The organism is Streptomyces sp. NPDC093097, assembly GCF_044754325.1.
Taxonomy (GTDB): Bacteria; Actinomycetota; Actinomycetes; order Streptomycetales; family Streptomycetaceae; genus Streptomyces.
In genome coordinates, this window is the sequence record NZ_JBIVOW010000006.1 from 116,333 (window position 1) to 139,209 (window position 22,877).

Annotated in this window: 21 protein-coding genes and 4 tRNA genes; 20 read left to right on the top strand and 5 right to left on the bottom strand. The window is 69.9% G+C overall.

All coding sequences use genetic code 11. From position 1 onward, the window contains the following. The first annotated feature begins 75 nt into the window (after window positions 1-75). The 4 genes from ACIQE0_RS12750 (at window position 76) to ACIQE0_RS12765 (ending at window position 4,824) form a co-directional block, all read left to right on the top strand. Window positions 76-1,725, top strand: a complete 1,650-nt coding sequence (locus ACIQE0_RS12750) for a NuoM family protein (protein WP_402331178.1) — start codon at window positions 76-78, stop codon at window positions 1,723-1,725. After that, entirely contained in the window at window positions 1,725-3,248 is a 1,524-nt protein-coding gene (locus ACIQE0_RS12755; protein ID WP_402331180.1) for an NADH-quinone oxidoreductase subunit N, read from the top strand. Before ACIQE0_RS12750 ends, ACIQE0_RS12755 begins: the two co-directional genes overlap by 1 nt. Window positions 3,249-3,471: 223 nt before the next feature. Further along, window positions 3,472-4,338, top strand: coding sequence for a zinc metalloprotease HtpX (gene htpX / locus ACIQE0_RS12760; protein ID WP_366329798.1), 867 nt, complete (start codon window positions 3,472-3,474; stop codon window positions 4,336-4,338). Between the two features lie 93 nt (window positions 4,339-4,431). After that, window positions 4,432-4,824 carry a YccF domain-containing protein gene (locus ACIQE0_RS12765; RefSeq protein ID WP_366329799.1) on the top strand — a complete coding sequence of 131 codons (393 nt, stop codon included), beginning with the start codon at window positions 4,432-4,434 and terminating at the stop codon, window positions 4,822-4,824. A 151-nt stretch (window positions 4,825-4,975) separates the two neighbouring features. Here ACIQE0_RS12765 and ACIQE0_RS12770 read toward each other — a convergent pair whose 3' ends face one another. Beyond that, the gene (locus tag ACIQE0_RS12770; protein ID WP_366329800.1) at window positions 4,976-5,464 is read right to left on the bottom strand and encodes a YajQ family cyclic di-GMP-binding protein; all 489 of its coding nucleotides are present in this window, start codon (window positions 5,462-5,464) and stop codon (window positions 4,976-4,978) included. Window positions 5,465-5,652: 188 nt separating this feature from the next. On the opposite strand from ACIQE0_RS12770, the gene ACIQE0_RS12775 reads away from it, so the two are divergent. Continuing rightward, window positions 5,653-5,734 (top strand) — tRNA-Tyr (locus ACIQE0_RS12775). A gap of 360 nt (window positions 5,735-6,094) precedes the next feature. On the opposite strand, the gene ACIQE0_RS12780 is transcribed toward ACIQE0_RS12775, so the two are convergent. Both ACIQE0_RS12780 and ACIQE0_RS12785 read right to left on the bottom strand, forming a co-directional pair. Next, window positions 6,095-6,757: an NAD(P)H-binding protein gene (locus ACIQE0_RS12780; protein ID WP_402331182.1), complete on the bottom strand. Its 663-nt coding sequence runs from the start codon at window positions 6,755-6,757 to the stop codon at window positions 6,095-6,097. Window positions 6,758-6,839: 82 nt separating this feature from the next. After that, complete coding sequence (locus ACIQE0_RS12785; RefSeq protein WP_384101725.1) at window positions 6,840-8,093, bottom strand: amidohydrolase family protein; 1,254 nt, start codon at window positions 8,091-8,093, stop codon at window positions 6,840-6,842. A 182-nt stretch (window positions 8,094-8,275) separates the two neighbouring features. On the opposite strand from ACIQE0_RS12785, the gene ACIQE0_RS12790 reads away from it, so the two are divergent. The 6 genes from ACIQE0_RS12790 (at window position 8,276) to ACIQE0_RS12815 (ending at window position 10,824) form a co-directional block, all read left to right on the top strand. Beyond that, window positions 8,276-8,348, top strand: a tRNA-Thr gene (locus ACIQE0_RS12790). 47 nt (window positions 8,349-8,395) lie between these two features. Further along, window positions 8,396-8,468 (top strand) — tRNA-Met (locus ACIQE0_RS12795). Between the two features lie 89 nt (window positions 8,469-8,557). After that, entirely contained in the window at window positions 8,558-8,722 is a 165-nt protein-coding gene (rpmG, locus tag ACIQE0_RS12800; RefSeq protein ID WP_006604855.1) for a 50S ribosomal protein L33, read from the top strand. 86 nt (window positions 8,723-8,808) lie between these two features. Beyond that, window positions 8,809-9,264 carry a MaoC family dehydratase N-terminal domain-containing protein gene (locus ACIQE0_RS12805; RefSeq protein ID WP_366329803.1) on the top strand — a complete coding sequence of 152 codons (456 nt, stop codon included), beginning with the start codon at window positions 8,809-8,811 and terminating at the stop codon, window positions 9,262-9,264. A 1-nt stretch (window position 9,265) separates the two neighbouring features. Further along, window positions 9,266-9,700: a MaoC family dehydratase gene (locus ACIQE0_RS12810; RefSeq protein WP_366329804.1), complete on the top strand. Its 435-nt coding sequence runs from the start codon at window positions 9,266-9,268 to the stop codon at window positions 9,698-9,700. A gap of 59 nt (window positions 9,701-9,759) precedes the next feature. Next, window positions 9,760-10,824 (top strand): UDP-N-acetylmuramate dehydrogenase, encoded by a 1,065-nt coding sequence (locus tag ACIQE0_RS12815; protein ID WP_366329805.1) that lies wholly within the window; start codon window positions 9,760-9,762, stop codon window positions 10,822-10,824. A 57-nt stretch (window positions 10,825-10,881) separates the two neighbouring features. Here the strand turns inward: ACIQE0_RS12815 and ACIQE0_RS12820 are convergent, their stop codons facing one another. Further along, a complete protein-coding gene (locus ACIQE0_RS12820; protein WP_402331184.1) occupies window positions 10,882-11,916 on the bottom strand; it encodes an adenosine deaminase in 1,035 nt (344 codons plus the stop codon). A gap of 127 nt (window positions 11,917-12,043) precedes the next feature. Further along, window positions 12,044-13,279, bottom strand: a complete 1,236-nt coding sequence (locus ACIQE0_RS12825) for a pyridoxal phosphate-dependent aminotransferase (RefSeq protein WP_366329807.1) — start codon at window positions 13,277-13,279, stop codon at window positions 12,044-12,046. A 183-nt stretch (window positions 13,280-13,462) separates the two neighbouring features. On the opposite strand from ACIQE0_RS12825, the gene ACIQE0_RS12830 reads away from it, so the two are divergent. The 9 genes from ACIQE0_RS12830 to rpoB all read left to right on the top strand — a co-directional run bounded on the left by ACIQE0_RS12830 (window position 13,463) and on the right by rpoB (window position 22,780). Then, window positions 13,463-13,535 (top strand) — tRNA-Trp (locus tag ACIQE0_RS12830). A gap of 107 nt (window positions 13,536-13,642) precedes the next feature. Further along, window positions 13,643-13,939, top strand: coding sequence for a preprotein translocase subunit SecE (gene secE, locus ACIQE0_RS12835; RefSeq protein ID WP_067349960.1), 297 nt, complete (start codon window positions 13,643-13,645; stop codon window positions 13,937-13,939). A 71-nt stretch (window positions 13,940-14,010) separates the two neighbouring features. Then, on the top strand, window positions 14,011-14,895 hold the full coding sequence (gene nusG, locus ACIQE0_RS12840) for a transcription termination/antitermination protein NusG (RefSeq protein WP_366329808.1): 885 nt from the start codon (window positions 14,011-14,013) through the stop codon (window positions 14,893-14,895). 166 nt (window positions 14,896-15,061) lie between these two features. Then, window positions 15,062-15,496: a 50S ribosomal protein L11 gene (gene rplK, locus ACIQE0_RS12845; RefSeq protein ID WP_016571043.1), complete on the top strand. Its 435-nt coding sequence runs from the start codon at window positions 15,062-15,064 to the stop codon at window positions 15,494-15,496. 82 nt (window positions 15,497-15,578) lie between these two features. Continuing rightward, window positions 15,579-16,295: a 50S ribosomal protein L1 gene (gene rplA, locus ACIQE0_RS12850; protein WP_366329809.1), complete on the top strand. Its 717-nt coding sequence runs from the start codon at window positions 15,579-15,581 to the stop codon at window positions 16,293-16,295. Window positions 16,296-16,443: 148 nt separating this feature from the next. Beyond that, window positions 16,444-17,286: a hypothetical protein gene (locus tag ACIQE0_RS12855; protein ID WP_402331187.1), complete on the top strand. Its 843-nt coding sequence runs from the start codon at window positions 16,444-16,446 to the stop codon at window positions 17,284-17,286. Between the two features lie 352 nt (window positions 17,287-17,638). Continuing rightward, window positions 17,639-18,169 (top strand): 50S ribosomal protein L10, encoded by a 531-nt coding sequence (gene rplJ, locus ACIQE0_RS12860; RefSeq protein ID WP_366329810.1) that lies wholly within the window; start codon window positions 17,639-17,641, stop codon window positions 18,167-18,169. A gap of 107 nt (window positions 18,170-18,276) precedes the next feature. Next, window positions 18,277-18,663, top strand: a complete 387-nt coding sequence (gene rplL, locus ACIQE0_RS12865) for a 50S ribosomal protein L7/L12 (RefSeq protein ID WP_366329811.1) — start codon at window positions 18,277-18,279, stop codon at window positions 18,661-18,663. A gap of 631 nt (window positions 18,664-19,294) precedes the next feature. Continuing rightward, entirely contained in the window at window positions 19,295-22,780 is a 3,486-nt protein-coding gene (rpoB, locus tag ACIQE0_RS12870) for a DNA-directed RNA polymerase subunit beta (protein ID WP_366329812.1), read from the top strand. The last annotated feature ends 97 nt before the right edge of the window (window positions 22,781-22,877 follow it).

Below are 22,877 nucleotides of genomic sequence, written 5' to 3' on the forward strand. Positions count from 1 at the left end.
CGACCCCCGCACCCCCAGCCGACAGTCCTCGTGGCCTGCCTCACCGGAGCCGAAACCCTGAGGAGGGCCTGACCCGTGAACCACACCGCCCTACAGATCCTCCTCGCGGGCTCCGTCGTCCTCCCCCTGATCGGCGCGCTGGCCGCCCTGCTGCCGGCCCCGCCCGGCCTGAAGGGGAAGAACCCCGACCAGGCCGTACTGCGCCACGGCGTGACCGTCACCGGCGTGGTGCTCGCCGCGACCGTCGCACTGGCCGCCGGCTTCGACCACGCTCACCCGGCGCGTATGCAGGCCACCACCGACCTCAGCTGGATCCCGGCGCTGGGCATCCGCGTCCACCTCGGCGTCGACGGCATCTCGCTCCCCCTCCTGGTCCTGACCGCGCTGCTGACCTTCCTCTGCGCCCTCTACAGCTACTTCAACATGCCGACGGGCCCGTCCCCCAAGGCATTTGTGGCGCTGATCCTCGTGCTGGAATCCGGCACCCTGGCGACCTTCGCCGTGCTGGACCTGATGCTCTTCTTCCTCGCCTTCGAGATGGTCCTCATCCCGATGTACTTCCTCATCGCCCGCTGGGGCGGGTCGGAAGGCGTGGCGCGAAGCGGTTCCCTCGAGGAGGGTGGCCGGGCGACGGGCGGGCGGCAGGCGGCGGCCTGGAAGTTCATCCTCTACACGCTGCTCGGCTCTGTCGTCATGCTGCTCGGCCTCCTCCTCATCGGGCTGAAATCCGGCACCTTCGACATGGTCGCACTGGCCACTGACAACGGCCCGAAAGCCCAGCTCAGCCACACCGTCCAGGTCATCGCGGTGCTCGCCGTCGGCATCGGACTGGCCGTCAAGTCCCCGATGTGGCCGCTGCACAGCTGGCTGCCGGACGCCCACACCGCCGCCCCCACCGTCGGCTCGGTCCTGCTGGCCGGCGTCCTGCTGAAGATGGGCACCTACGGCTTCGTGCGGATCGCGCTGCCGATCACGCCCGACGGCATGCACGCCTTCGCGCCGTACCTCGCCGCGCTGGCCGCCGTCGGCATCGTCTACGGCTCGCTGGCCTGCCTCGCGCTGGTCCGCGCCGGCGCCAAGGGCGACCTCAAGCGCCTGATCGCCTACAGCTCCGTCGGCCACATGGGCTTCGTCCTGCTCGGCATCGCCACCATGACCCCCACCGGCGTCAACGGCGCGCTGTTCGCCAACATCGCGCACGGCCTGATCACCGGCCTGCTCTTCTTCCTCGTCGGCGGCCTCAAGGACCGCCTGGGCAGCACCGACCTGGACACCCTCGCGGGCTCGACCGGCGCCGCCCTCTACGGCCGCGCCCCCCGCTTCGGCGGCCTGCTCGCCTTCGCGGCCGTCGCCTCCCTGGGCCTGCCCGGACTGGCCGGCTTCTGGGGCGAGATGCTGGCGATGTTCGGCGCCTACCACCCGGCCGCCGGCCTCAGCCGCCCCGCGTTCCTGACGTTCATGGCGCTGGCCGGCCTCGGCACCCTGCTGACCGCCGCCTACCTGCTGCTGGTCGTCCGCCGGGTCTGCATGGGCGGCACCCTGGAGGCCGCGGCCTCCTCCCCGGAGGCCGGCGGACCGGCCCCCGCCCTCCCCGACCTCGCGCGCTACGAATACGCGGCCTTCAGCCCCCTGGCCGCCCTCACGGTCCTCGCCGGACTGTGGCCCGCGGCCCTCCTCGGCCTCACGAACCCGGCCGTCCAGCAGCTCCTCGGAGGCGGTAAGTGATGAGTCAGGTCACCTCGCTGGTCCAGTCCGTCGACTGGCTCGCCATCGCCCCGCCCACCCTGACCGCGGCGATCGCCCTGGTGGTGCTGGTCGCCGACCTCTTCCTGCCGGCCGCCCGCAAGCACCTGCTGGGCTGGGGCGCGACCGCCGGCCTGGCCGCCGCCGTGCTCCTGCTGCTGCCCCTCCTGGACGGCCGCCGCCGCACCTTCTGCCTGACCGGTCACCCGCAGGCGTGCAGCTACGTCGCCGACCACTTCACCCTGATCATCCAGTTCCTGGTGCTGGGCGGCGCGCTGCTGACCGCCCTGCTGTCCATCGACCCCGTCCGGGACCACGACCTGCCCGCGGGCGAGTACTGGTTCCTGCTGCTGTCCTCGGCGGCCGGCGCGGCCCTGCTGCCGGCCTCCCGGGACCTGGCCACCTTGGTCATCGCCCTGGAGGTCGCCTCGCTGCCGGCGTTCGCCCTGGTCGGGCTGCGCCGCGGCGACCGGCTCTCCTCCGAGGCGGCGCTGAAGTTCTTCCTCTCCTCGGTGGCCGCAACCGCCGTGATGCTCCTCGGCGTGAGCTTCGTCTACGCGGCCACCGGGAGCCTCCACCTGTCCCGGGTGGCGCACGCCCTCGCCGCCCTCCCGGACCCGCGCCTGGCCACCCTGGCCGCCGCCGGCGTCGCCCTCACCCTCGTCGGCTTCGCCTTCAAGACCGCCGCCGCCCCCTTCCACTTCTGGGTGCCCGACACCTACGTCGGCGCCCCGCTGCCGATCGCCGCGTACCTCTCCGTGGTCGGCAAGGCCGTCGGCTTCTCCGGCCTGATCCTGGTCACCGTCCAGGGCTTCCCGGCGTACGCGGACGTCTGGGGACCGGCGCTGGCCGTGCTCGCCGCGCTCACCATGACCGTCGGCAACGCCGCGGCCCTCCGCCAGGACCCGACCCGCGCCCACAGCGCCGTCCGCCTCCTGGCCTGGTCCTCCGTCGGCCAGGCCGGCTACCTGCTGGTCCCGATCGCCGCCGCCGGCTACGCCCACGACCCCGCGCATGCCATCGGCGCCACCGTCGCCTACGCCCTGATGTACGCCGCGGTGAACCTCGGAGCCTTCGCCGTCGCCGCCCTGGTGGCCCGCACCAGCCCCGGCAACCGCCTCGCCGACTACCGGGGCCTCTACCACCGCCGCCCCCTGGTGGCGCTCGCCCTCGGCTTCTTCCTCCTCTGCCTGGCGGGCCTGCCGCCGGGCATCATCGGCCTGTTCGCCAAGGTGACGGTCTTCTCCGCGGTCGTCGACGCCGGACTGGGCTGGCTCGCCGTCGTCATGGCCGTCAACGTCGTGATCGCGCTGTACTACTACCTCCAGTGGACGGCCGTCCTCTTCCGGCCGGCCCAGGCCCCGGCCGGCGAGCCCGCCGACCATCCCCGCGCCCCGATCCCGGCCGCCCTCGGCACCGCCCTGGCCCTCGCGACCGCACTGGGCGTCGCCCTCTCCGGCGCCCCCCAACTGGTCCTCCGCTTCGCCGCCGGCGCGCTCCTCTAGGAGCCCGCGCCGCCCTTTCGGGCGGGCTGCCGACGACCGGTACGGCCGCCGCCGCCCGCCCGTACCGGAGCCACCCTTCGCACCGGCCCGCACCCGCCCCTGACCAGGCACGCCCCGGGGAACCACGCCCGCCCCTCTCGCGTTGACCAGTGAGTAAGGGTCCACTGGACAGTGGAGAAACGAAGCCAAGGGTTCCCCTGCCGCACCACTTGGAGGGCGTACCGTGCATCGCCGGCACAACGGGCTCAAGACCGCCGTACTCCTCGGGGGACTGTCCGCACTCATCATCGTCATCGGCAGCTTCTTCGGCCGTACGGGCCTGATCGCCGCCGTCCTGATCGCCCTGGGTACCAACGCCTACGCGTACTGGAACAGCGACAAGCTCGCCCTGCGCGCGATGCGGGCCCGCCCGGTCAGCGAGTTCGAGGCGCCGCAGCTCTACCGCATGGTCCGCGAGCTCTCGACCGCCGCCCGCCAGCCCATGCCCCGGCTCTACATCTCCCCGACCCAGGCGCCCAACGCCTTCGCCACCGGCCGCAATCCGCGCAACGCCGCGGTCTGCTGCACCGACGGCATCCTCCAGATCCTCGACGAGCGCGAGCTGCGCGGCGTCATCGGCCACGAGCTCAGCCACGTCTACAACCGCGACATCCTCATCTCCTCGGTCGCCGGCGCACTGGCCTCGGTCGTGATGTTCCTGGTCAACTTCGCCTGGCTGATCCCGGGCGGCCGCTCGGACGACGACGAGGGCCCGGGCCTGTTCGGCATGCTGCTGATCATGCTCCTCGGCCCGATAGCCGCCTCACTGATCCAGCTCGCCGTCAGCCGCTCCCGCGAGTACCAGGCCGACGCCTCCGGCGCCCGGCTCACCGGCGATCCGCTCGCGCTGGCCTCCGCCCTCCGCAAGCTGGAGCTCGGCACCCAGCAGCTCCCGCTGCCCCCCGAGCCCCGCCTGGAGACCGCCAGCCACATGATGATCGCCAACCCGTTCCGTCCCGGAGAGGGCCTGACCCGCCTCTTCTCCACCCACCCGCCGATGCGCGAGCGCATCTCCCGCCTGGAGCAGATGGCCGGCCGCCACCACCCCTGACGCCGCACCAAGATCCGCGGCGATGCAACGTTCCCCGCGGTGACCTGCGTCTAGCACGACGGAACCACTCATCACCGTGGAAGGCTGCCGATCATGAAGTTCATCCTCAACGTCATCTGGCTGATCCTCGGCGGATTCTGGATGGCGATCGGCTACTCCATCGCCGGCATCATCTGCTGCGTCCTGATCATCACGATCCCCTTCGGCATCGCGTCGTTCCGCAATGCCGGCTACGCCCTGTGGCCGTTCGGCCGGACGACCGTGGAGCGCCGGGACGCCGGCGCCGGCTCGGTGATCGGCAACATCATCTGGTTCGTCTTCGCGGGCTGGTGGCTGGCCCTGGGCCACATCGTCACCGGCATCGCCCAGTGCGTGACGATCATCGGCATCCCGCTCGGCATCGCCAACTTCAAGATGATCCCGCTCTCCCTGTTCCCCCTGGGCCGCGAGATCGTCCCCACGGACGAGCCCTTCGCCACCCGCTGACCCCTAGGCGGGCAGGGGTCGCAACGGCCCCCGAAGGGCCGCGGCCCGCTGCGGCCAACTCCCGTGGCCAGGAACGCCGTTGGGGCGGCGCGACCCCGTGTCGCACCGCCCCATCGGCTCACTGCGTGCCGTACGCCCCCGCCGGGGACGCTCAGCGGTAGTTGACGAACTGGAGCGCGAAGTCCAGGTCCTTGCCGCGCAGCAGCTGCTGGACCGCCTGCAGGTCGTCCCGGCTCTTGGAGCTGACCCGCAGCTCGTCGCCCTGCACCTGCGCCTTGACGCCCTTCGGGCCCTCGTCGCGGATGATCTTGGCGACCTTCTTCGCGTTCTCCTGGGAGATCCCCTCCTGCATCGAGGCGGAGATCCGGTACTCCTTGCCCGAGGCCTGCGGTTCGCCGGCCTCCAGCGCCTTCAGTGAGATCCCGCGCTTGACCAGCTTGGACTGGAAGATGTCCAGAACGGCCTTCACCCGCTCCTCGGCGTTGGCCCGCATCTCGATCTTCTCGCCCGACCACTGGATCGACGCGTCCACGCCCTTGAAGTCGTAGCGCTGCGAGATCTCCTTGGCGGCCTGGTTGAGGGCGTTGTCGACCTCCTGCCGCTCGACCTTCGAGACGATGTCGAAACTGGAGTCGGCCATCGTGGGTTGGCTCCTCGTACGTAGATCCATCAGAGATGCGGCCCTTCCCGGACCGCTCGCCAAGCCTAGCCACCCGGCCAAGATCCAGCGCTTCGGAACCGAGTGGCAAAGCACCCCCTGCCATCGGGTATGGTTTACGTCGTTGCCAGGGAGCGCGCCTCACAGCGGGCCTCCTGACGACACACCCCGGCGGTGTGCCCGAGCGGCCAAAGGGAGCAGACTGTAAATCTGCCGGCTTCGCCTTCCCAGGTTCGAATCCTGGCGCCGCCACAGCCAATGAAAAGCCCCCGAATCGTAGCGATGCGATTCGGGGGCTTTTTGTGTTGCCGTTCGGCGGCACGGCCCAAGGCCGCGAGGCCGAGCAGCGCTCGCGTCCCGGGCGTGTCCCGCCGACCGGCGCAGCGGCGGCCGGCCCCCGGCGACCAGTGCCCGCGGCGCCTCGGCCGCCCGCGCCGTCCCGGCCGGCTCCCCGTCGCGCCGTGGCGGCCGGACGGGAGGGCGCGGGCGGTACGGCGCCGAGGGGCCGCTGGGGCGCCGTTCACCGCCCGGGCGTGCCGGACGGCCCGGCAGCCGTCCGAGGGCGGCAGAAGTGCTCTCAGGGCCCTCCGCGCGCGCCTGCCGCCGGACGGCTCAGTGCGCCGCCACGTTCCGCACCGCGTCCGCCACCGGGATGTCCCCGCCGATCAGCTCCAGCGTCCGCCCGATGGTGCCCGGCTCGTCCAGCAGCGCCGCCAGGACGGCCGCCACGTCGTCCCGCGGCACCGCCCCGCGCCCGGTCGCGTCGGCCAGCGTCACCGCGCCGGTGCCCGGGTCGTCGGTGAGCCGGCCGGGCCGCAGGATCGTCCAGTCCAGCCCGGCCCGGGCCCGAACGTCCGCGTCCGCGGCGCCCTTCGCCCGCAGATACGCCGCGAAGACCGGCTCGGTGCCCTCCGGGGGCTCCCGGTCCGCACCCATCGACGAGACGACCACGAAGCGCCGCACCCCGGCCGCCTCGGCCGCGTCCGCGAAGAGCGTCGCCGCCCCGCGGTCCACGGTGTCCTTGCGCGCGGCCCCGCTGCCCGGCCCGGCGCCCGCCGCGAAGACGGCCGCGTCCGCCCCCTCCAGGTGCCGGGCGACGTCGGCCACCGACGCCGACTCCAGGTCGCAGACCACCGGTTCGGCACCCGCGGCCAGCAGATCGCCGGCCTGTTCCGGCCGCCGGACGACCCCCGCGACCTCGTCCCCGCGCGCGTGCAGCAACCGCTCCAGCCGCAGCGCGATCTGACCATGTCCACCTGCGATGACAATGCGCATGCTGCCGACCGTACGCCGAAGTGCCGCGGCGCACCCGAGGACCGGCCGATGCGGCGGCCGGGCCCGTCCGGCGGGCCGGGCACTACCGCTGCGACTGGCGGGGCAACTCCAGTGCCACGTCCACCGAATCGCAGTACTCGCGCACCGCGCTGGTGCGCGCCACCACCCGTCCCCGGTGCACCACGATCCTGCTGTACGCCAGCGAGAGCACCCCGGCGATCCGCTCCCCGCGCACCGCGAGCAACTCCGCCGGGAAACCCGCCTCGACGCGCACCTCCGGCAGCCCCAGCGTCGCCCGCGCCGCCGAACTCACCGTCTCGTAGGCCGCCTCGGGCGTCGCCTCGCCCAGGGAGGCCAGCAGGTACGCGGCCTCCAACGGGTCGCCCCGCCCCACCGGATTCGCCGCGTCCCGCAGCGCCCCGCTGCCGGCCGCCACCCGCACTCCGGCCGCCCGCAGCAGCCGCACCGGCGCCGGCCGCGACACCCGGGTGCCGTTCCGCTCCAGGCCGGTGCAGTCGCCCTGCGGCAGGCAGACCACGGCGACGTCGGCGGCCGCCAACTGCTCCGCCACCCGGGCCGCCACGCTCCGCGGCATCCGCGCCATCCCGGCGCACGGCCCGATCGCCACCCCCGGCCGCAGCCCGCCGCACATCGCCGCGAACCGCCCCAGCCGCGCCGGATCGGCTCCGTCGGTGTGCAGGTCCACGGGACAGCCGTGCTCGCCGGCCACCTCCAGGACCGCCTCCACGTACCCGGCCGGATCGGGGTCCAGATCCGGGCACCCCCCGATGACCGTGGCCCCCATCTTGACCGCGTCCCGCAGCATCGCCAGCCCGTTGGCGCCGGCCGCCCCGGTCAGCACCCGAGGCACCGCCACCGCCGCCAGATCTGCCAGCCCGCGCAGCGCCCGGCGGGCCTGGAGCACCGCCTCCAGCGCCCGCAGCCCCTGGACGCCGCCGATCCGCACATGGCTGCGGGAGGCGGTGGCCCCGTGCCCCAGTTGCAGCAGCGCCGCCTCGGTGGTGCGGCGCTGGACGTCCTCGGCGGAGTCGGAGGCGGGCCCGTCGGCGTCCGCGGTCAGCGCGGTGTCGCAGTGCGCGTGCGGTTCGGCGGGGGCCGGGAGCAGCAGATAGCCGGCGAGGTCCACCCGGGCGCCCTGCGGGGCGAGGCTGCCGGCGGTGCCGACCGCCTCGATGCGCCCGCCGCCGAGCCGGACGTCCACGGTGCGGCCGTCGGCGAGCCGGGCGCCGCACAGGACCAGCGCGCCGGAATCCGGCCGGGCGTACCGGCCGGCACCCCCAGGCTTCCCCGGCTGCGGCGAACTGGTCTCGGACATCGCGCTCCTCGAAGCCCCGGGCGTGCAAGATCACGCAGCGTGGCCCCGAGCCTAGGGCGCGGTCCGGAGCCCAGCGCGCAGGCGCGAAATAGTCGTACCGGTGTGGTGCGGGGGGTTGTTGAGGCGCGACGCGGATACGGATTTCACGTTTGGCGGCGGGCCGTGTAATGTCTTCATCGCTCGCCCCAATAGCTCAGTCGGCAGAGCGTCTCCATGGTAAGGAGAAGGTCAACGGTTCGATTCCGTTTTGGGGCTCTGATGTGTGAGGGACCCCGTCCTCGGACGGGTAACTCTCGCATCACAGCGGTGTAGCTCAGTCGGTAGAGCAAGCGGCTCATAATCGCTGTGTCACCGGTTCAAGTCCGGTCACCGCTACTAACAGTAGCCGATTCTGGGGTCGGTCCTCCGGTCGGCTACTCTTTTATGCGTTCGTATCGACTACCCGTTCGTCAAGGAGCACTCACGTGGCTGCCACCGACGTCCGCCCGAAGATCACGCTGGCCTGCGTGGAGTGCAAGGAGCGGAACTACATCACCAAGAAGAACCGGCGTAACGACCCGGATCGTCTTGAGATGAAGAAGCACTGCCCCCGCTGCAACTCGCACACTGCGCACCGCGAGACGCGATAACTCAGGCTCGTCTGTGAGGCCGTCCCCAGTTCCTGGGGGCGGCCTCGCGGTTTTAGCACCAGTCAGTCCAGGGAGGTTGCGAGCCCATGGCGCTCGACCAGTCATTCGTCGGACGCACGTATCCGCCCACCGACCCTTATGAGGTCGGCCGGGAAAAGATCCGCGAATTCGCCGAGGCGATCGGTGATCCCAATCCCGCCTACAGCGACGCCGAAGCCGCCAAGGCGCTCGGGTACTCCGACGTGATCGCGCCGCCGACTTTTGTGTTTGCCATCACATTCAAGGCGGCCGGGGTCGTCGTCGCCGACCCGCAACTCGGCTTGGACTACAGCCGCGTGGTCCACGGTGACCAGAAATTCGCCTACCGGCGCCCGGTACGCGCCGGCGACCGGCTCACCGTGACCTCCACCATCGAGGCCATCAAGACCATGGCCGGCAACGAGATCATCGACATCCGCGGCGAGGTGCACGACGAGGCCGGCGAGCACGTCGTGACCGCGTTCACCAAACTCGTCGCCCGGCGCGCCGAGGAGGCAGCCTGAGATGACCGCGCAGATCTCCTACGACGACGTCGAGGTCGGCACCGAACTCCCCGCGCAGACCTTCCCCGTGACGCGCGCCACACTCGTCCAGTACGCCGGCGCCTCCGGGGACTTCAACCCGATCCACTGGAACGAGAAGTTCGCCAAGGAAGTCGGCCTGCCGGACGTCATCGCGCACGGCATGTTCACCATGGCCTCGGCGATCCGGGTCGTCACCGACTGGGTCGGCGACCCGGGCGCGGTCGCCGAGTACGGCGTGCGCTTCACCAAGCCCGTCGTGGTGCCCAACGACGAGACCGGCGCGCTGATTGAGGTCAGCGCCACCGTCGCGGCCAAGCTGGACGACGCCGAGCGGACGGTCCGGGTCGACCTCGTCGCCAAGAGCGCAGGCCAGAAGGTGCTGGGCATGTCCCGCGCCGTGGTCAGGCTCGCCTGAAGCAGCCGGGTGGGACGGCCGGCCCGGCATCGCCGGGCCGCCCCCGTACCCTTGGGCGGGTGCAGGAACGTCACGTAGCAGACAACGCCCCCCTTGCCCCGCTGACCACCTTCCGCCTCGGTGGTCCCGCGACCCGGCTCGTCACGGCCACCACCGACGACGAGGTGATCGCGGCCGTCCGCGAAGCCGACGAGGCCGGCACCCCGCTGCTGATCATCGGCGGCGGCAGCAATCTCGTCATCGGCGACAAGGGCTTCGACGGCACCGCCCTGCGCATCGCCACCCGCGGCTTCGCCCTCGACGGCACCACCCTGGAACTCGCCGCCGGCGAGAACTGGTCCGACGCCGTCGCCCGCACCGTCGAGGCCGGGCTGGCCGGCGTCGAGTGCCTGGCCGGCATCCCCGGCTCGGCCGGCGCCACCCCGATCCAGAACGTCGGCGCCTACGGCCAGGACGTCTCCGAGACCCTCACCGAGGTCGTCGCCTACGACCGCAGCACCGGCGAGACGGTCACCCTCTCCAGCCAGGAGTGCGGCTTCTCGTACCGCCACAGCCGCTTCAAGCGGCACCCCGACCGGTTCGTCGTGCTGCGGGTGCGGTTCGCCCTGGAGGACGCGGACGGCCTCTCCGCGCCCCTGCGCTACGAGCAGACGGCCCGCGCGCTCGGCGTCGCCACCGGGGAGCGGGTGCCGCTCACCGTGGCCCGCAAGACCGTCCTGGCGCTGCGGGCCGGCAAGGGCATGGTGCTCGACCCCGAGGACCACGACACCTGGTCCGCCGGCTCCTTCTTCACCAACCCGGTCCTGACCGAGGCCGAGCACGCGGAGTTCGTCCGGCGGGTCCACGACCGGCTCGGCCCCGACGCCGCCCCGCCCGCCTTCCCCGACGGCGACGGCCGGGTGAAGACCTCCGCGGCCTGGCTCATCGACCGGGCCGGCTTCACCAAGGGCTACGGCTCCGGCCCGGCCCGGATCTCCACCAAGCACACCCTCGCCCTCACCAACCGCGGCCAGGCCACCACCGAGGACCTGCTCGCCCTGGCCCGCGAGGTCCGCGACGGCGTCCGGGACGCCTTCGGGGTCACCCTCGTCAACGAACCGGTGACGGTCGGCGTCAGCCTGTGAGGGACCGCGGCCCCTGAAGGGCCGCGGCCGGCCGTACCGGGCCCTCGGGACCTGTCGTCACCCCTGGGGCGCCGGCGCGGCCAGCCAGGCGTCGACGTCCGCCAGCACCGCCCGCTGCGCCTCCTGAGGCGCACGGGAGCCCCGTACGGACTGGCGGGCCAGCTCCGCCAGTTCGGCGTCGGTGAACGCGTGCGCGGTGCGGGCGATCTCGTACTGGGCGGTCAGCCGGGAGCCGAACAGCAGCGGGTCGTCCGCGCCCAGCGCCATCGGCACGCCGGCCTCGTAGAACTTCCGCAGCGGTACGTCCTCGGGCTTGCCGTAGACGCCCAGGGCCACGTTCGAGGCCGGGCACACCTCGCAGGTCACCCCGCGCGAGGCCAGCCGGCGCAGCAGCACCGGGTCCTCCGCGGCCCGCACCCCGTGCCCGATCCGGGCCGCGTGCAGATCGTCCAGGCAGTCCCGCACGCTCGCCGGGCCGGACAGCTCGCCGCCGTGCGGCGCGGACAGCAGACCGCCGTCCCGGGCGATGGCGAAGGCCCGGTCGAAGTCCCGCGCGAAGCCCCGGCGTTCGTCGTTGGAGAGGCCGAAGCCGACCACGCCGCGGTCGCTGTAGCGCACCGCGAGCCGGGCCAGGGTGCGGGCGTCCAACGGGTGCTTCATCCGGTTCGCGGCCACCAGGACGCGCATGCCCAGCCCGGTGTCCTGGGAGGCCCGGTCCACCGCGTCCAGGATGATCTCCAGGGCCGGGATCAGCCCGCCCAGCCGCGGCGCGTACGAGGTCGGGTCGACCTGGATCTCCAGCCAGCGGGAGCCGTCCCGGACGTCCTCCTCCGCCGCCTCCCGCACCAGCCGCTGGATGTCCTCGGGCGCCCGCAGGCACGACCGGGCGATGTCGTAGAGCCGCTGGAAGCGGAACCAGCCGCGCTCGTCGGTGGCGCTCAGCCGGGGCGGCCGGCCGCTGGTGAGCGCCGCCGGCAGATGGACGCCGTACTTGTCGGCCAGGTCCAGCAGGGTCGCCGGGCGCATCGAGCCGGTGAAGTGCAGGTGCAGATGGGCCTTCGGCAGTTGACGCAGATCACGAACACGCTCCATCCGCAGATACTGCCGCACCCCTGTGCCATGGGCATAGGGCCCGCCCCGAACGAAGGGACCGCCGGAAAGGCGTGCGGGGCCGGACGACTGTCCGGCCCCGCACGCCTCAACGGCTGGAAAAGCGCGGCTACTTGGCCTCCGCCAGCAGCTTCTGGATCCGGGAGACGCCCTCGACCAGGTCCTCGTCGCCCAGCGCGTAGGAGAGCCGCAGGTAGCCCGGGGTGCCGAAGGCCTCACCCGGGACGACGGCGACCTCCGCCTCCTCCAGGATCAGCTCGGCCAGCTCGACGCTGGACTGCGGGCGCTTGCCGCGGATCTCCTTGCCCAGCAGCCCCTTCACCGACGGGTAGGCGTAGAACGCGCCCTCCGGCTCCGGGCACAGCACGCCGTCGATCTCGTTGAGCATCCGCACGATGGTCTGCCGGCGCCGGTCGAAGGCCACCTTCATCTCCTCGACGGCCGTCAGATCGCCGCTGACCGCCGCGATGGCCGCCGCCTGCGCCACGTTGGAGACGTTCGAGGTGGCGTGCGACTGGAGGTTGGTGGCCGCCTTGACGACGTCCTTGGGGCCGATCACCCAGCCCACCCGCCAGCCGGTCATCGCGTACGTCTTCGCCACGCCGTTGACGACGATGCACTTGTCGCGCAGCTCCGGCACCACCACCGGCAGCGACGAGAACTCCGCGTCGCCGTAGACCAGGTGCTCGTAGATCTCGTCGGTCAGCACCCACAGGCCGTGCTCGGCGGCCCAGCGGCCGATCGCCTCGACCTGCTCGCGGGGGTAGACCGCGCCGGTCGGGTTCGACGGCGAGACGAAGAGCACCACCTTGGTGCGCTCGGTGCGGGCCGCCTCCAGCTGCTCGACGGACACCCGGTAGCCGGTGGTCTCGTCGGCGACCACCTCGACCGGCACACCGCCCGCGAGCCGGATCGACTCGGGGTAGGTGGTCCAGTACGGCGCCGGGACGATGACCTCGTCACCCGGGTCCAGGATGGCGGCGAACGCCTCGTAGATGGCCTGCTTGCCACCGTTGGTGACCAGGACGTTCGCGGCCTCGACCTCGTAGCCGGAGTCGCGCCGCGTCTTCTCGACGATCGCGTTCTTCAGCTCGGGGAGGCCGCCGGCCGGGGTGTAGCGGTGGAACTTCGGGTTGCGGCAGGCCTCGACCGCCGCCTCGACGATGTAGCCGGGCGTGGGGAAGTCGGGCTCACCGGCGCCGAAGCCGATCACCGGGCGCCCGGCGGCCTTGAGGGCCTTGGCCTTGGCGTCGACGGCGAGGGTGGCGGACTCGGAGATCGAACCGACCCGGACGGAGACCCGGCGATCGGCGGGGGACGATGCGGAGGGAGTTGCAGCGCTCATAAAGGCATCGTCGCAGACCTCCCCGGGGCCCGATACGCGGGTTTGCCTGGACGGTCCGGGAAGTTCCTGTTCGACGCCCGGCCGTGAACCACGTACACTCGCTGACCGTTGGCTCCCACCGGGTCATCGCAAGCGTTCGACGTAGAGCAGTCGTCCGCATGCGGTAGGTTGGGGGAACCACAAAGGGTCGTAGCTCAATTGGTAGAGCACTGGTCTCCAAAACCAGCGGTTGGGGGTTCAAGTCCCTCCGGCCCTGCTACACGCACTTCATCGTCAAGTGCGTGCACGCGTACGTACGAAATGCACCGCCGTGCGGCCGGGCCTGACGCGGCACGGCCACGACCCGGATTCAGGTGAGGACGAGTGACGGACGCCCTGGGCTCCATCGACATGCCTGAGCGCGGTCGTTCCGAGGACGACACCACGGAATCCCAGAAGAAGCCCCGCCGCGGCGGTAAGCGCGGCAAGAAGGGGCCCTTCGCGCGTCTCGCGCTCTTCTACCGTCAGGTCATCGCGGAGCTCCGCAAGGTCGTCTGGCCCACGCGCAGCCAGCTGTCGTCGTACACCACCGTGGTGATCGTCTTCGTAGCCATCATCATTGGCCTCGTAACCGTGATTGACTTGGGAATCAACCGAGTCGTCGGGTACGTCTTCGGCTGATCCCGCGGAGGGTGCCTCTGCGGGCGGCCCTTCGCACGTTCAACCCCTTGAAGCAAGGAAGAAGCAGCCACGTGTCTGACCCGAACCTGAACGACGCCGCCAAGCCCGTCGCGGCTGCAGAGGCCGAGGTTGACGAGGCCGTCTCGGCCGAGGTCGAGGGGGACGCTGCGGCCATCGCTGACGAAGAGGGCGCCGCGGAGATCGTCGCGGACGCCGACGACGTCGACGAGCTGGACGCCGAGGACGCCGCCGCCGGCGAGCCCGCCGAGGCGGCCGCCCTGCACGTCGAGGACGAGGAGGCCGACGAGGCTTCCGAGGACACCGAGGAGCAGGAGCCGGTCGACCCGGTGGCCGCCCTCCGCGACGAGCTGCGCGGGCTCCCCGGCGAGTGGTACGTCATCCACACCTACGCGGGCTACGAGAACCGCGTGAAGACCAACCTCGAACAGCGCGCCGTCTCGCTGAACGTCGAGGACTACATCTTCCAGGCCGAGGTGCCGCAGGAAGAGGTCGTCCAGATCAAGAACGGCGACCGCCGCACGGTCCGCCAGAACAAGCTTCCGGGCTACGTCCTGGTGCGCATGGACCTGACCAACGAGTCGTGGGGCGTGGTCCGCAACACCCCGGGTGTCACCGGCTTCGTCGGCAACGCCTACGACCCGTACCCGCTGACGCTGGACGAGATCGTCAAGATGCTCGCCCCGGAGGCCGAGGAGAAGGCCGCCAAGGAGGCCGCCGCGGCCGAGGGCAAGCCGGCGCCGTCCCGCAAGGTCGAGGTCCAGGTCCTGGACTTCGAGGTGGGCGACTCGGTCACCGTCACCGACGGTCCGTTCGCGACGCTCCAGGCGACGATCAACGAGATCAACGCCGACTCGAAGAAGGTCAAGGGCCTGGTCGAGATCTTCGGTCGCGAGACCCCGGTCGAGCTCAGCTTCGACCAGATCCAGAAGAACTAGGTTCTTCCGGACCCCAAGCCACCGATCAGGTCAGACCGGCGCACAGCTGGTCTGACCTGCACGGTTTTTGGCCGCACGACGGTACCCGTTATCGTGGTGCGGTATGCCTCCATCCGGATGACCGGATTGCGGGGCGAACCACCTCTCACTAAGACCCGGAGAGAGCATGCCTCCCAAGAAGAAGAAGGTCACGGGGCTGATCAAGCTCCAGATCCAGGCCGGTGCCGCGAACCCGGCCCCGCCGGTCGGCCCCGCGCTGGGTCAGCACGGCGTCAACATCATGGAGTTCTGCAAGGCCTACAACGCTGCGACCGAGTCGCAGCGTGGCATGGTCGTGCCGGTGGAGATCACGGTCTATGAAGACCGTTCCTTCACCTTCGTCACCAAGACCCCGCCGGCCGCGAAGCTCATCCTGAAGGCCGCGGGCGTGGAGAAGGGCTCCGGCGAGCCGCACAAGACCAAGGTCGCCAAGATCACCGAGGCGCAGGTCCGCGAGATCGCCACCACCAAGATGCCCGACCTGAACGCCAACGACCTGGACGCCGCGTCGAAGATCATCGCCGGCACTGCCCGTTCCATGGGCATCACGGTCGAGGGCTGAACCTCAGCCCCCTAGGCACCTCCGTGGAAGGACCAGGCGCTGGTCCGTACCACGACTCCACCCCACTGCATCAGGAGCAGAAGTGAAGCGCAGCAAGTCTCTTCGCAACGCGGACGCGAAGATCGACCGGGAGCGTCTGTACGCCCCCCTCGAGGCCGTCCGTCTCGCCAAGGACACCACGTCCGCCAAGTTCGACGCGACCGTCGAGGTTGCCATGCGTCTGGGTGTCGACCCGCGCAAGGCCGACCAGATGGTCCGTGGCACCGTGAACCTCCCGCACGGCACCGGTAAGACCGCCCGGGTCCTGGTCTTCGCGACCGGTGACCGTGCTGCGGCCGCGGAGGCCGCCGGCGCCGACATCGTCGGCTCGGACGAACTGATCGACGAGGTTTCCAAGGGCCGCCTGGACTTCGACGCCGTCGTTGCCACCCCGGACCTCATGGGCAAGGTCGGCCGCCTCGGCCGCGTGCTCGGTCCCCGTGGTCTGATGCCGAACCCGAAGACCGGCACCGTCACCCCGGATGTCGCCAAGGCTGTCACCGACATCAAGGGCGGCAAGATCGAGTTCCGCGTCGACAAGCACTCCAACCTCCACTTCATCATCGGCAAGGTGTCCTTCGACGACACCAAGCTGGTGGAGAACTACGCCGCGGCGCTGGAGGAGATCACCCGTCTGAAGCCGTCCGCCGCCAAGGGCCGCTACATCAAGAAGACGACGATCACCACCACCATGGGCCCCGGTGTCCCGGTGGACCCCAACCGCAGCCGCAACCTCCTCGCGGAGGACGAGACCGTCTGATCCTCGCGATCGATGGCTCGTAGCGCGTGACGCGTGAATCGCCAGGCCCCGCTCTCCGTAAGGAAGGCGGGGCCTGACGCATGCGCTGACAGTGGTCTGCACTACAGTCGCCCCAAGGTCCATAAAGGAGATCTAAGGGGGAGCCTCAGTGCGTAGCACGCGTATAACCGCCGCCGTCGCGGCGGGAGTTGTCATGATGGCCGGTCTGACCGCCTGCAACGGCAGCGACAAGGTCAGCAGCTCCGGCAGTGGCAGCAGCGACGCGGCGGGGGCGAAGTCTCCGCTGGAGGCCGCGCTGGCCTCGCTGAAGACGGTCTCGCAGCAGACGAACGGCAAGAACTCCGCCAAGGTCGAGGGCACCACCAAGAACGGTACGGCGACCCAGACCATGAAGGGCGCGATGGACTGGTCGTCCGGCATGCACATGGCCGTCGACATCACCCAGTCCGGCGGCCCGATGGGCGGCTCCGGCAAGCCCATGAAGGCGCTCTACACGCCTGACGCCATGTACATGAACATGGGCATGCCCATGGGCGGCAAGGACTGGGTCAAGTACGACTACGACGTCATGGCCAAGAAGATGGGCCCGGCCGGCGCCCTGATCAAGGACACGATGAACAACAACAACCCGGGCCGGTCGGTGGACCTGTTGGTCGCCTCGGGCAAGGTCAAGGAAGTCGGCAAGGAAGACGTCCGCGGCGTCCAGGCGACCCACTACAACGGCACGCTCTCGGTGAGCGAGCTGACCCGCATGCAGACGAAGAACGTCAGCGAGGCGGACCTCAAGGCCCTGGAAAAGCAGCTGAAGCAGGCCGGCGCCACGACCGAGACCATCGACCTGTGGGTCAGCTCGGACAACCTGCTGGTCAAGAAGCGCGAGCAGCTGGACAGCAAGTCCTCGCCGTACGACTCGACGGTCTACTACTCGGACTACGGCACCAAGGTCTCGGTGACGCCGCCGCCGGCGAGCGACACCATGGACTACAAGTAAGTCCGGTGAGTGGGCCCGGGTGAGACCCGGGCGGATTCCCGCACCCGGCGTCGGCTGGGCGGGGCTCGGGGCGCGTCCCCGATGCCCCGTCCAGCCGATTTGCTCTTGCGCGGACCGGTCCCGTACGGTGTCCCGGAAGCCAAAGACCGCTGGTTGTCTCTGCGCGTCCAATCCTGGACGCGTGGTGGCCGAAGGATCCGCTAGCTGCGGACGGCCTGCGCAGGTTGTGTGGAGAGAAACTCCCCGGCAGTTTTCTGCCTGGTCGAGTAACGCCCCGTGCCCTGCGCCGGGGCGTTTGTTTTGCCCAGCCCCTTCTGCGCGGTCCTCATCACCCGGAAGGAGGCCGAGGCTCATGGCGAAGCCCGACAAGGTCGCAGCCGTCGAGGAGATCACGGAGAAGTTCCGTAGCTCCCATGCTGCTGTTGTGACCGCGTACACCGGGCTCACCGTTGCGCAGATCAAGGATCTGCGCCGTTCGCTCGGTGACAACGCTCAGTACCGTGTGGTGAAGAACACGCTGACCAAGATCGCGGCCCAGGAGGCCGGGATCTCTGTGCTGGACGAGCACCTCAGTGGCTCGACGGCCGTCGCCTTCGTTACCGGTGACCCGGTCGAGGCGGCGAAGGGTCTTCGTGACTTCGCCAAGGAGAACCAGAATCTCGTCATCAAGGGCGGTGTCCTTGACGGCAAGGCGCTCTCCGCCGACGAGATCAAGAAGCTTGCGGACCTCGAGTCCCGCGAGGTTCTGCTCGCCAAGCTGGCGGGTGCCATGAAGGGCAAGCAGTCCCAGGCTGCCGCGCTCTTCCAGGCGCTCCCGTCGAAGTTCGTCCGCACTGCGGAAGCGCTTCGCGCCAAGAAGGCCGAGCAGGGCGGTGCCGAGTAATTCGGCTCGCGTCATGATCCGCGCCGTCCCGGCGCGGGTTACAGCGGGCCGCACGCCCGCCGAAATGTACATCCGGCACCAGCCGAATTAGTGGAAGGACCGCCACCATGGCGAAGCTCAGCCAGGAAGACCTGCTTGCCCAGTTCGACGAGATGACCCTCATCGAGCTCGCCGAGTTCGTGAAGGCCTTCGAGGAGCGCTTCGACGTCACCGCCGCCGCCCCGGCCGCCGTCGTCGCCGCCGGCGCCCCGGGTGCCCCGGCCGCCGCCGCCGAGGAGGAGAAGGACGAGTTCGACGTCATCCTCACCGGTGCCGGCGACAAGAAGATCCAGGTCATCAAGGTCGTGCGTGAGCTGACCTCCCTCGGCCTGAAGGAGGCCAAGGACCTGGTCGACGGCACCCCGAAGCCGGTCCTGGAGAAGGTTGCCAAGGACGCCGCCGAGAAGGCCGCCGAGTCCCTCAAGGGCGCCGGTGCCTCCGTCGAGGTCAAGTGACCTTGGTGAGTCTCTGACTCCCGTCCGCTGCGCCTGAGGGTGTAACGCGGACACCACGAAGGGCGATCACCCAGACGGGTGGTCGCCCTTCCGTGTACCCGCCCCGGCTGCGTTGCCTCTCGCCGGAGTGCGGGTATGGTGATCTTCGTTGTCCGGACGCACCTCCGCGTGACGATCTCCCAGGGGGCGGGGGGCCTTGACGAACCGGACGCGGCGCGCAATTCTCGGGACGCGACGCAGAAGCGGTCCAGGGATCGAGGCATGGATCGCCGGCGAAGAGGGAAGCATCGGTGTGCGCCACTGGCGCAAGGGCTTTCGGCAGGCGCAGGGCATTGGGCGTAGAGAAGAACAACGAGGCGCTCCTCCGTTGCGGAGGGCATGACCTCCCGGAGGGAGAAGATCGGGACGCGGTGCGGTACCGGTCTCCGGAAACTCGCTCTGGACATCAGTGGGCCATGTGGCTACACTGACCCTTTGCGCTGCCTGTTAGCTGCTCCCTGCCCGTCACCAGGGGCATGCCCGAGCCCGAGCAAAGTGGAATGACCCGCCCTGACCTGGGCTTATCGATCGCTCTGCTCGATTCGGGACCGGTACGCGCGTAGTGAGTCCGAGCCCTCGGAAGGACCCCCTCTTGGCCGCCTCGCGCAACGCCTCGACTGCCAATACGAACAACGGCGACAGCACCGCCCCGCTGCGCATCTCTTTTGCGAAGATCAAGGAGCCCCTCGGGGTTCCGAACCTCCTTGCGCTGCAGACCGAAAGCTTCGACTGGCTGCTCGGCAATGCCGCATGGAAGGGTCGCGTCGAGGCTGCGCTGGAGAGTGGGCAGGAAGTTCCCACCAAGTCCGGTCTGGAAGAGATCTTCGAAGAGATCTCCCCGATCGAGGACTTCTCCGGGTCGATGTCGCTGACGTTCCGCGACCACCGCTTCGAGCCTCCGAAGAACTCCATCGACGAGTGCAAGGAGCGCGACTTCACGTACGCGGCTCCGCTGTTCGTCACCGCGGAGTTCACCAACAACGAGACCGGCGAGATCAAGTCCCAGACGGTCTTCATGGGCGACTTCCCGCTCATGACCAACAAGGGCACCTTCGTCATCAACGGCACCGAGCGTGTCGTGGTGTCGCAGCTGGTCCGCTCGCCGGGTGTGTACTTCGACAGCTCGATCGACAAGACGTCCGACAAGGACATCTTCTCCGCCAAGATCATCCCGTCCCGGGGTGCCTGGCTGGAGATGGAGATCGACAAGCGCGACATGGTCGGTGTGCGCATCGACCGCAAGCGCAAGCAGTCCGTGACCGTCCTGCTCAAGGCCCTCGGTTGGACCACCGACCAGATCCTTGAGGAGTTCGGCGAGTACGAGTCGATGCGCGCCACCCTGGAGAAGGACCACACCCAGGGCCAGGACGACGCGCTGCTCGACATCTACCGCAAGCTGCGCCCGGGCGAGCCGCCGACGCGTGAGGCCGCGCAGACGCTGCTGGAGAACCTCTACTTCAACCCCAAGCGCTACGACCTCGCGAAGGTCGGCCGCTACAAGGTCAACAAGAAGCTCGGCGGCGACGAGCCTCTGGACGCCGGTGTGCTGACCACCGATGACGTCATCGCCACGATCAAGTACCTGGTCAAGCTGCACGCCGGCGAGACCGAGACGATCGGCGAGAACGGCAACAGCATCGTTGTCGAGACCGACGACATCGACCACTTCGGCAACCGCCGCCTGCGCAACGTCGGCGAGCTGATCCAGAACCAGGTCCGTACGGGTCTCGCCCGTATGGAGCGCGTCGTGCGTGAGCGCATGACCACCCAGGACGTCGAGGCGATCACGCCGCAGACCCTGATCAACATCCGGCCGGTCGTCGCCTCCATCAAGGAGTTCTTCGGCACCAGCCAGCTGTCCCAGTTCATGGACCAGACCAACCCGCTGTCGGGTCTGACCCACAAGCGCCGTCTGTCGGCGCTGGGCCCGGGTGGTCTCTCCCGTGAGCGGGCCGGTCTGGACGTCCGTGACGTGCACCCCTCGCACTACGGCCGCATGTGCCCGATCGAGACCCCTGAAGGCCCGAACATCGGTCTGATCGGTTCGCTCGCGTCCTACGGCCGCGTCAACGTCTTCGGCTTCATCGAGACGCCGTACCGCAAGGTCGTCGACGGCCAGGTCACGGAGGAGGTGGACTACCTCACCGCGGACGAGGAGGACCGCTTCCTCATCGCCCAGGCCAACGCCAAGCTCAGCGAGGACCTGCGCTTCTCCGAGCAGCGTGTGCTGGTCCGTCGCCGTGGCGGCGAGGTCGACCTCGTCCCCGCCGACGAGGTGCACTACATGGACGTCTCGCCGCGCCAGATGGTGTCGGCCGCGACCGCCATGATCCCGTTCCTCGAGCACGACGACGCCAACCGCGCGCTCATGGGATCGAACATGATGCGCCAGGCCGTTCCGCTGATCAAGGCGGAGTCGCCGCTGGTCGGCACCGGCATGGAGTACCGCTGCGCGGTCGACGCCGGCGACGTCATCAAGGCCGAGAAGAACGGTGTGGTCCAGGAGGTCTCCGCGGACTACATCACCGTCGCCAACGACGACGGCACGTACAACACCTACCGCGTCGCCAAGTTCACCCGCTCCAACCAGGGCACCTCCTTCAACCAGAAGGTCGTCGTGGACGAGGGCGCGCGGGTCATCGAGGGCCAGGTCCTCGCCGACGGTCCGTCCACGGACGAGGGCGAGATGGCGCTCGGCAAGAACCTGCTCGTGGCGTTCATGCCGTGGGAGGGTCACAACTACGAGGACGCGATCATCCTGTCGCAGCGCCTCGTCCAGGACGACGTCCTCTCCTCGATCCACATCGAGGAGCACGAGGTCGACGCCCGTGACACCAAGCTCGGCCCCGAGGAGATCACCCGGGACATCCCGAACGTCTCCGAGGAGGTCCTCTCCGACCTCGACGAGCGCGGCATCATCCGCATCGGTGCCGAGGTCGTCGCCGGCGACATCCTCGTCGGCAAGGTCACGCCCAAGGGCGAGACCGAGCTGACCCCCGAGGAGCGCCTGCTCCGCGCGATCTTCGGTGAGAAGGCGCGCGAGGTCCGTGACACCTCGCTGAAGGTGCCGCACGGCGAGATCGGCAAGGTCATCGGCGTCCGCGTCTTCGACCGCGAGGAGGGCGACGAGCTGCCGCCGGGCGTGAACCAGCTGGTCCGCGTCTACGTCGCGCAGAAGCGCAAGATCACCGATGGTGACAAGCTCGCCGGCCGTCACGGCAACAAGGGCGTCATCTCGAAGATCCTGCCGGTCGAGGACATGCCGTTCATGGAGGACGGCACCCCGGTCGACATCATCCTCAACCCGCTGGGTGTCCCGTCCCGAATGAACCCGGGACAGGTCCTGGAGATCCACCTCGGCTGGCTCGCCAGCCAGGGCTGGGACGTCTCCAGCCTCGGTGAGGAGTGGGCCCAGCGCCTGCAGTCCATCGGCGCCGACCAGGTCGAGCCGCGCACCAACGTCGCGACCCCGGTCTTCGACGGCGCCCGTGAGGACGAGCTGGCCGGTCTGCTGGAGAACACCCGCCCCAACCGCGACGGCGACCGCATGGTCCTCCCGTCCGGTAAGGCGCGGATGTTCGACGGCCGCTCCGGTGAGCCGTTCCCGGACCCGATCTCGGTCGGGTACATGTACATCCTCAAGCTGCACCACCTGGTCGACGACAAGCTGCACGCGCGTTCGACCGGTCCGTACTCGATGATCACCCAGCAGCCGCTGGGCGGTAAGGCTCAGTTCGGTGGCCAGCGCTTCGGTGAGATGGAGGTGTGGGCGCTGGAGGCTTACGGCGCCGCCTACGCCCTCCAGGAGCTGCTGACGATCAAGTCCGACGACGTCACCGGCCGCGTGAAGGTCTACGAGGCCATCGTCAAGGGCGAGAACATCCCCGAGCCCGGCATCCCCGAGTCCTTCAAGGTGCTCATCAAGGAGATGCAGTCCCTGTGCCTCAACGTGGAGGTGCTGTCCTCGGACGGCATGTCCATCGAGATGCGCGACACCGACGAGGACGTCTTCCGCGCTGCGGAGGAGCTCGGCATCGACCTGTCCCGGCGCGAGCCGAGCAGCGTCGAAGAGGTCTGACGGGTCTGGTCGGGGGCTTCTTTCCCCAGGAGCTCCCGACCCCTCCCCCAAGGACTCCGACGGAGTTCCGTCCAGGGAGGGACCCCCATCGGCCCCG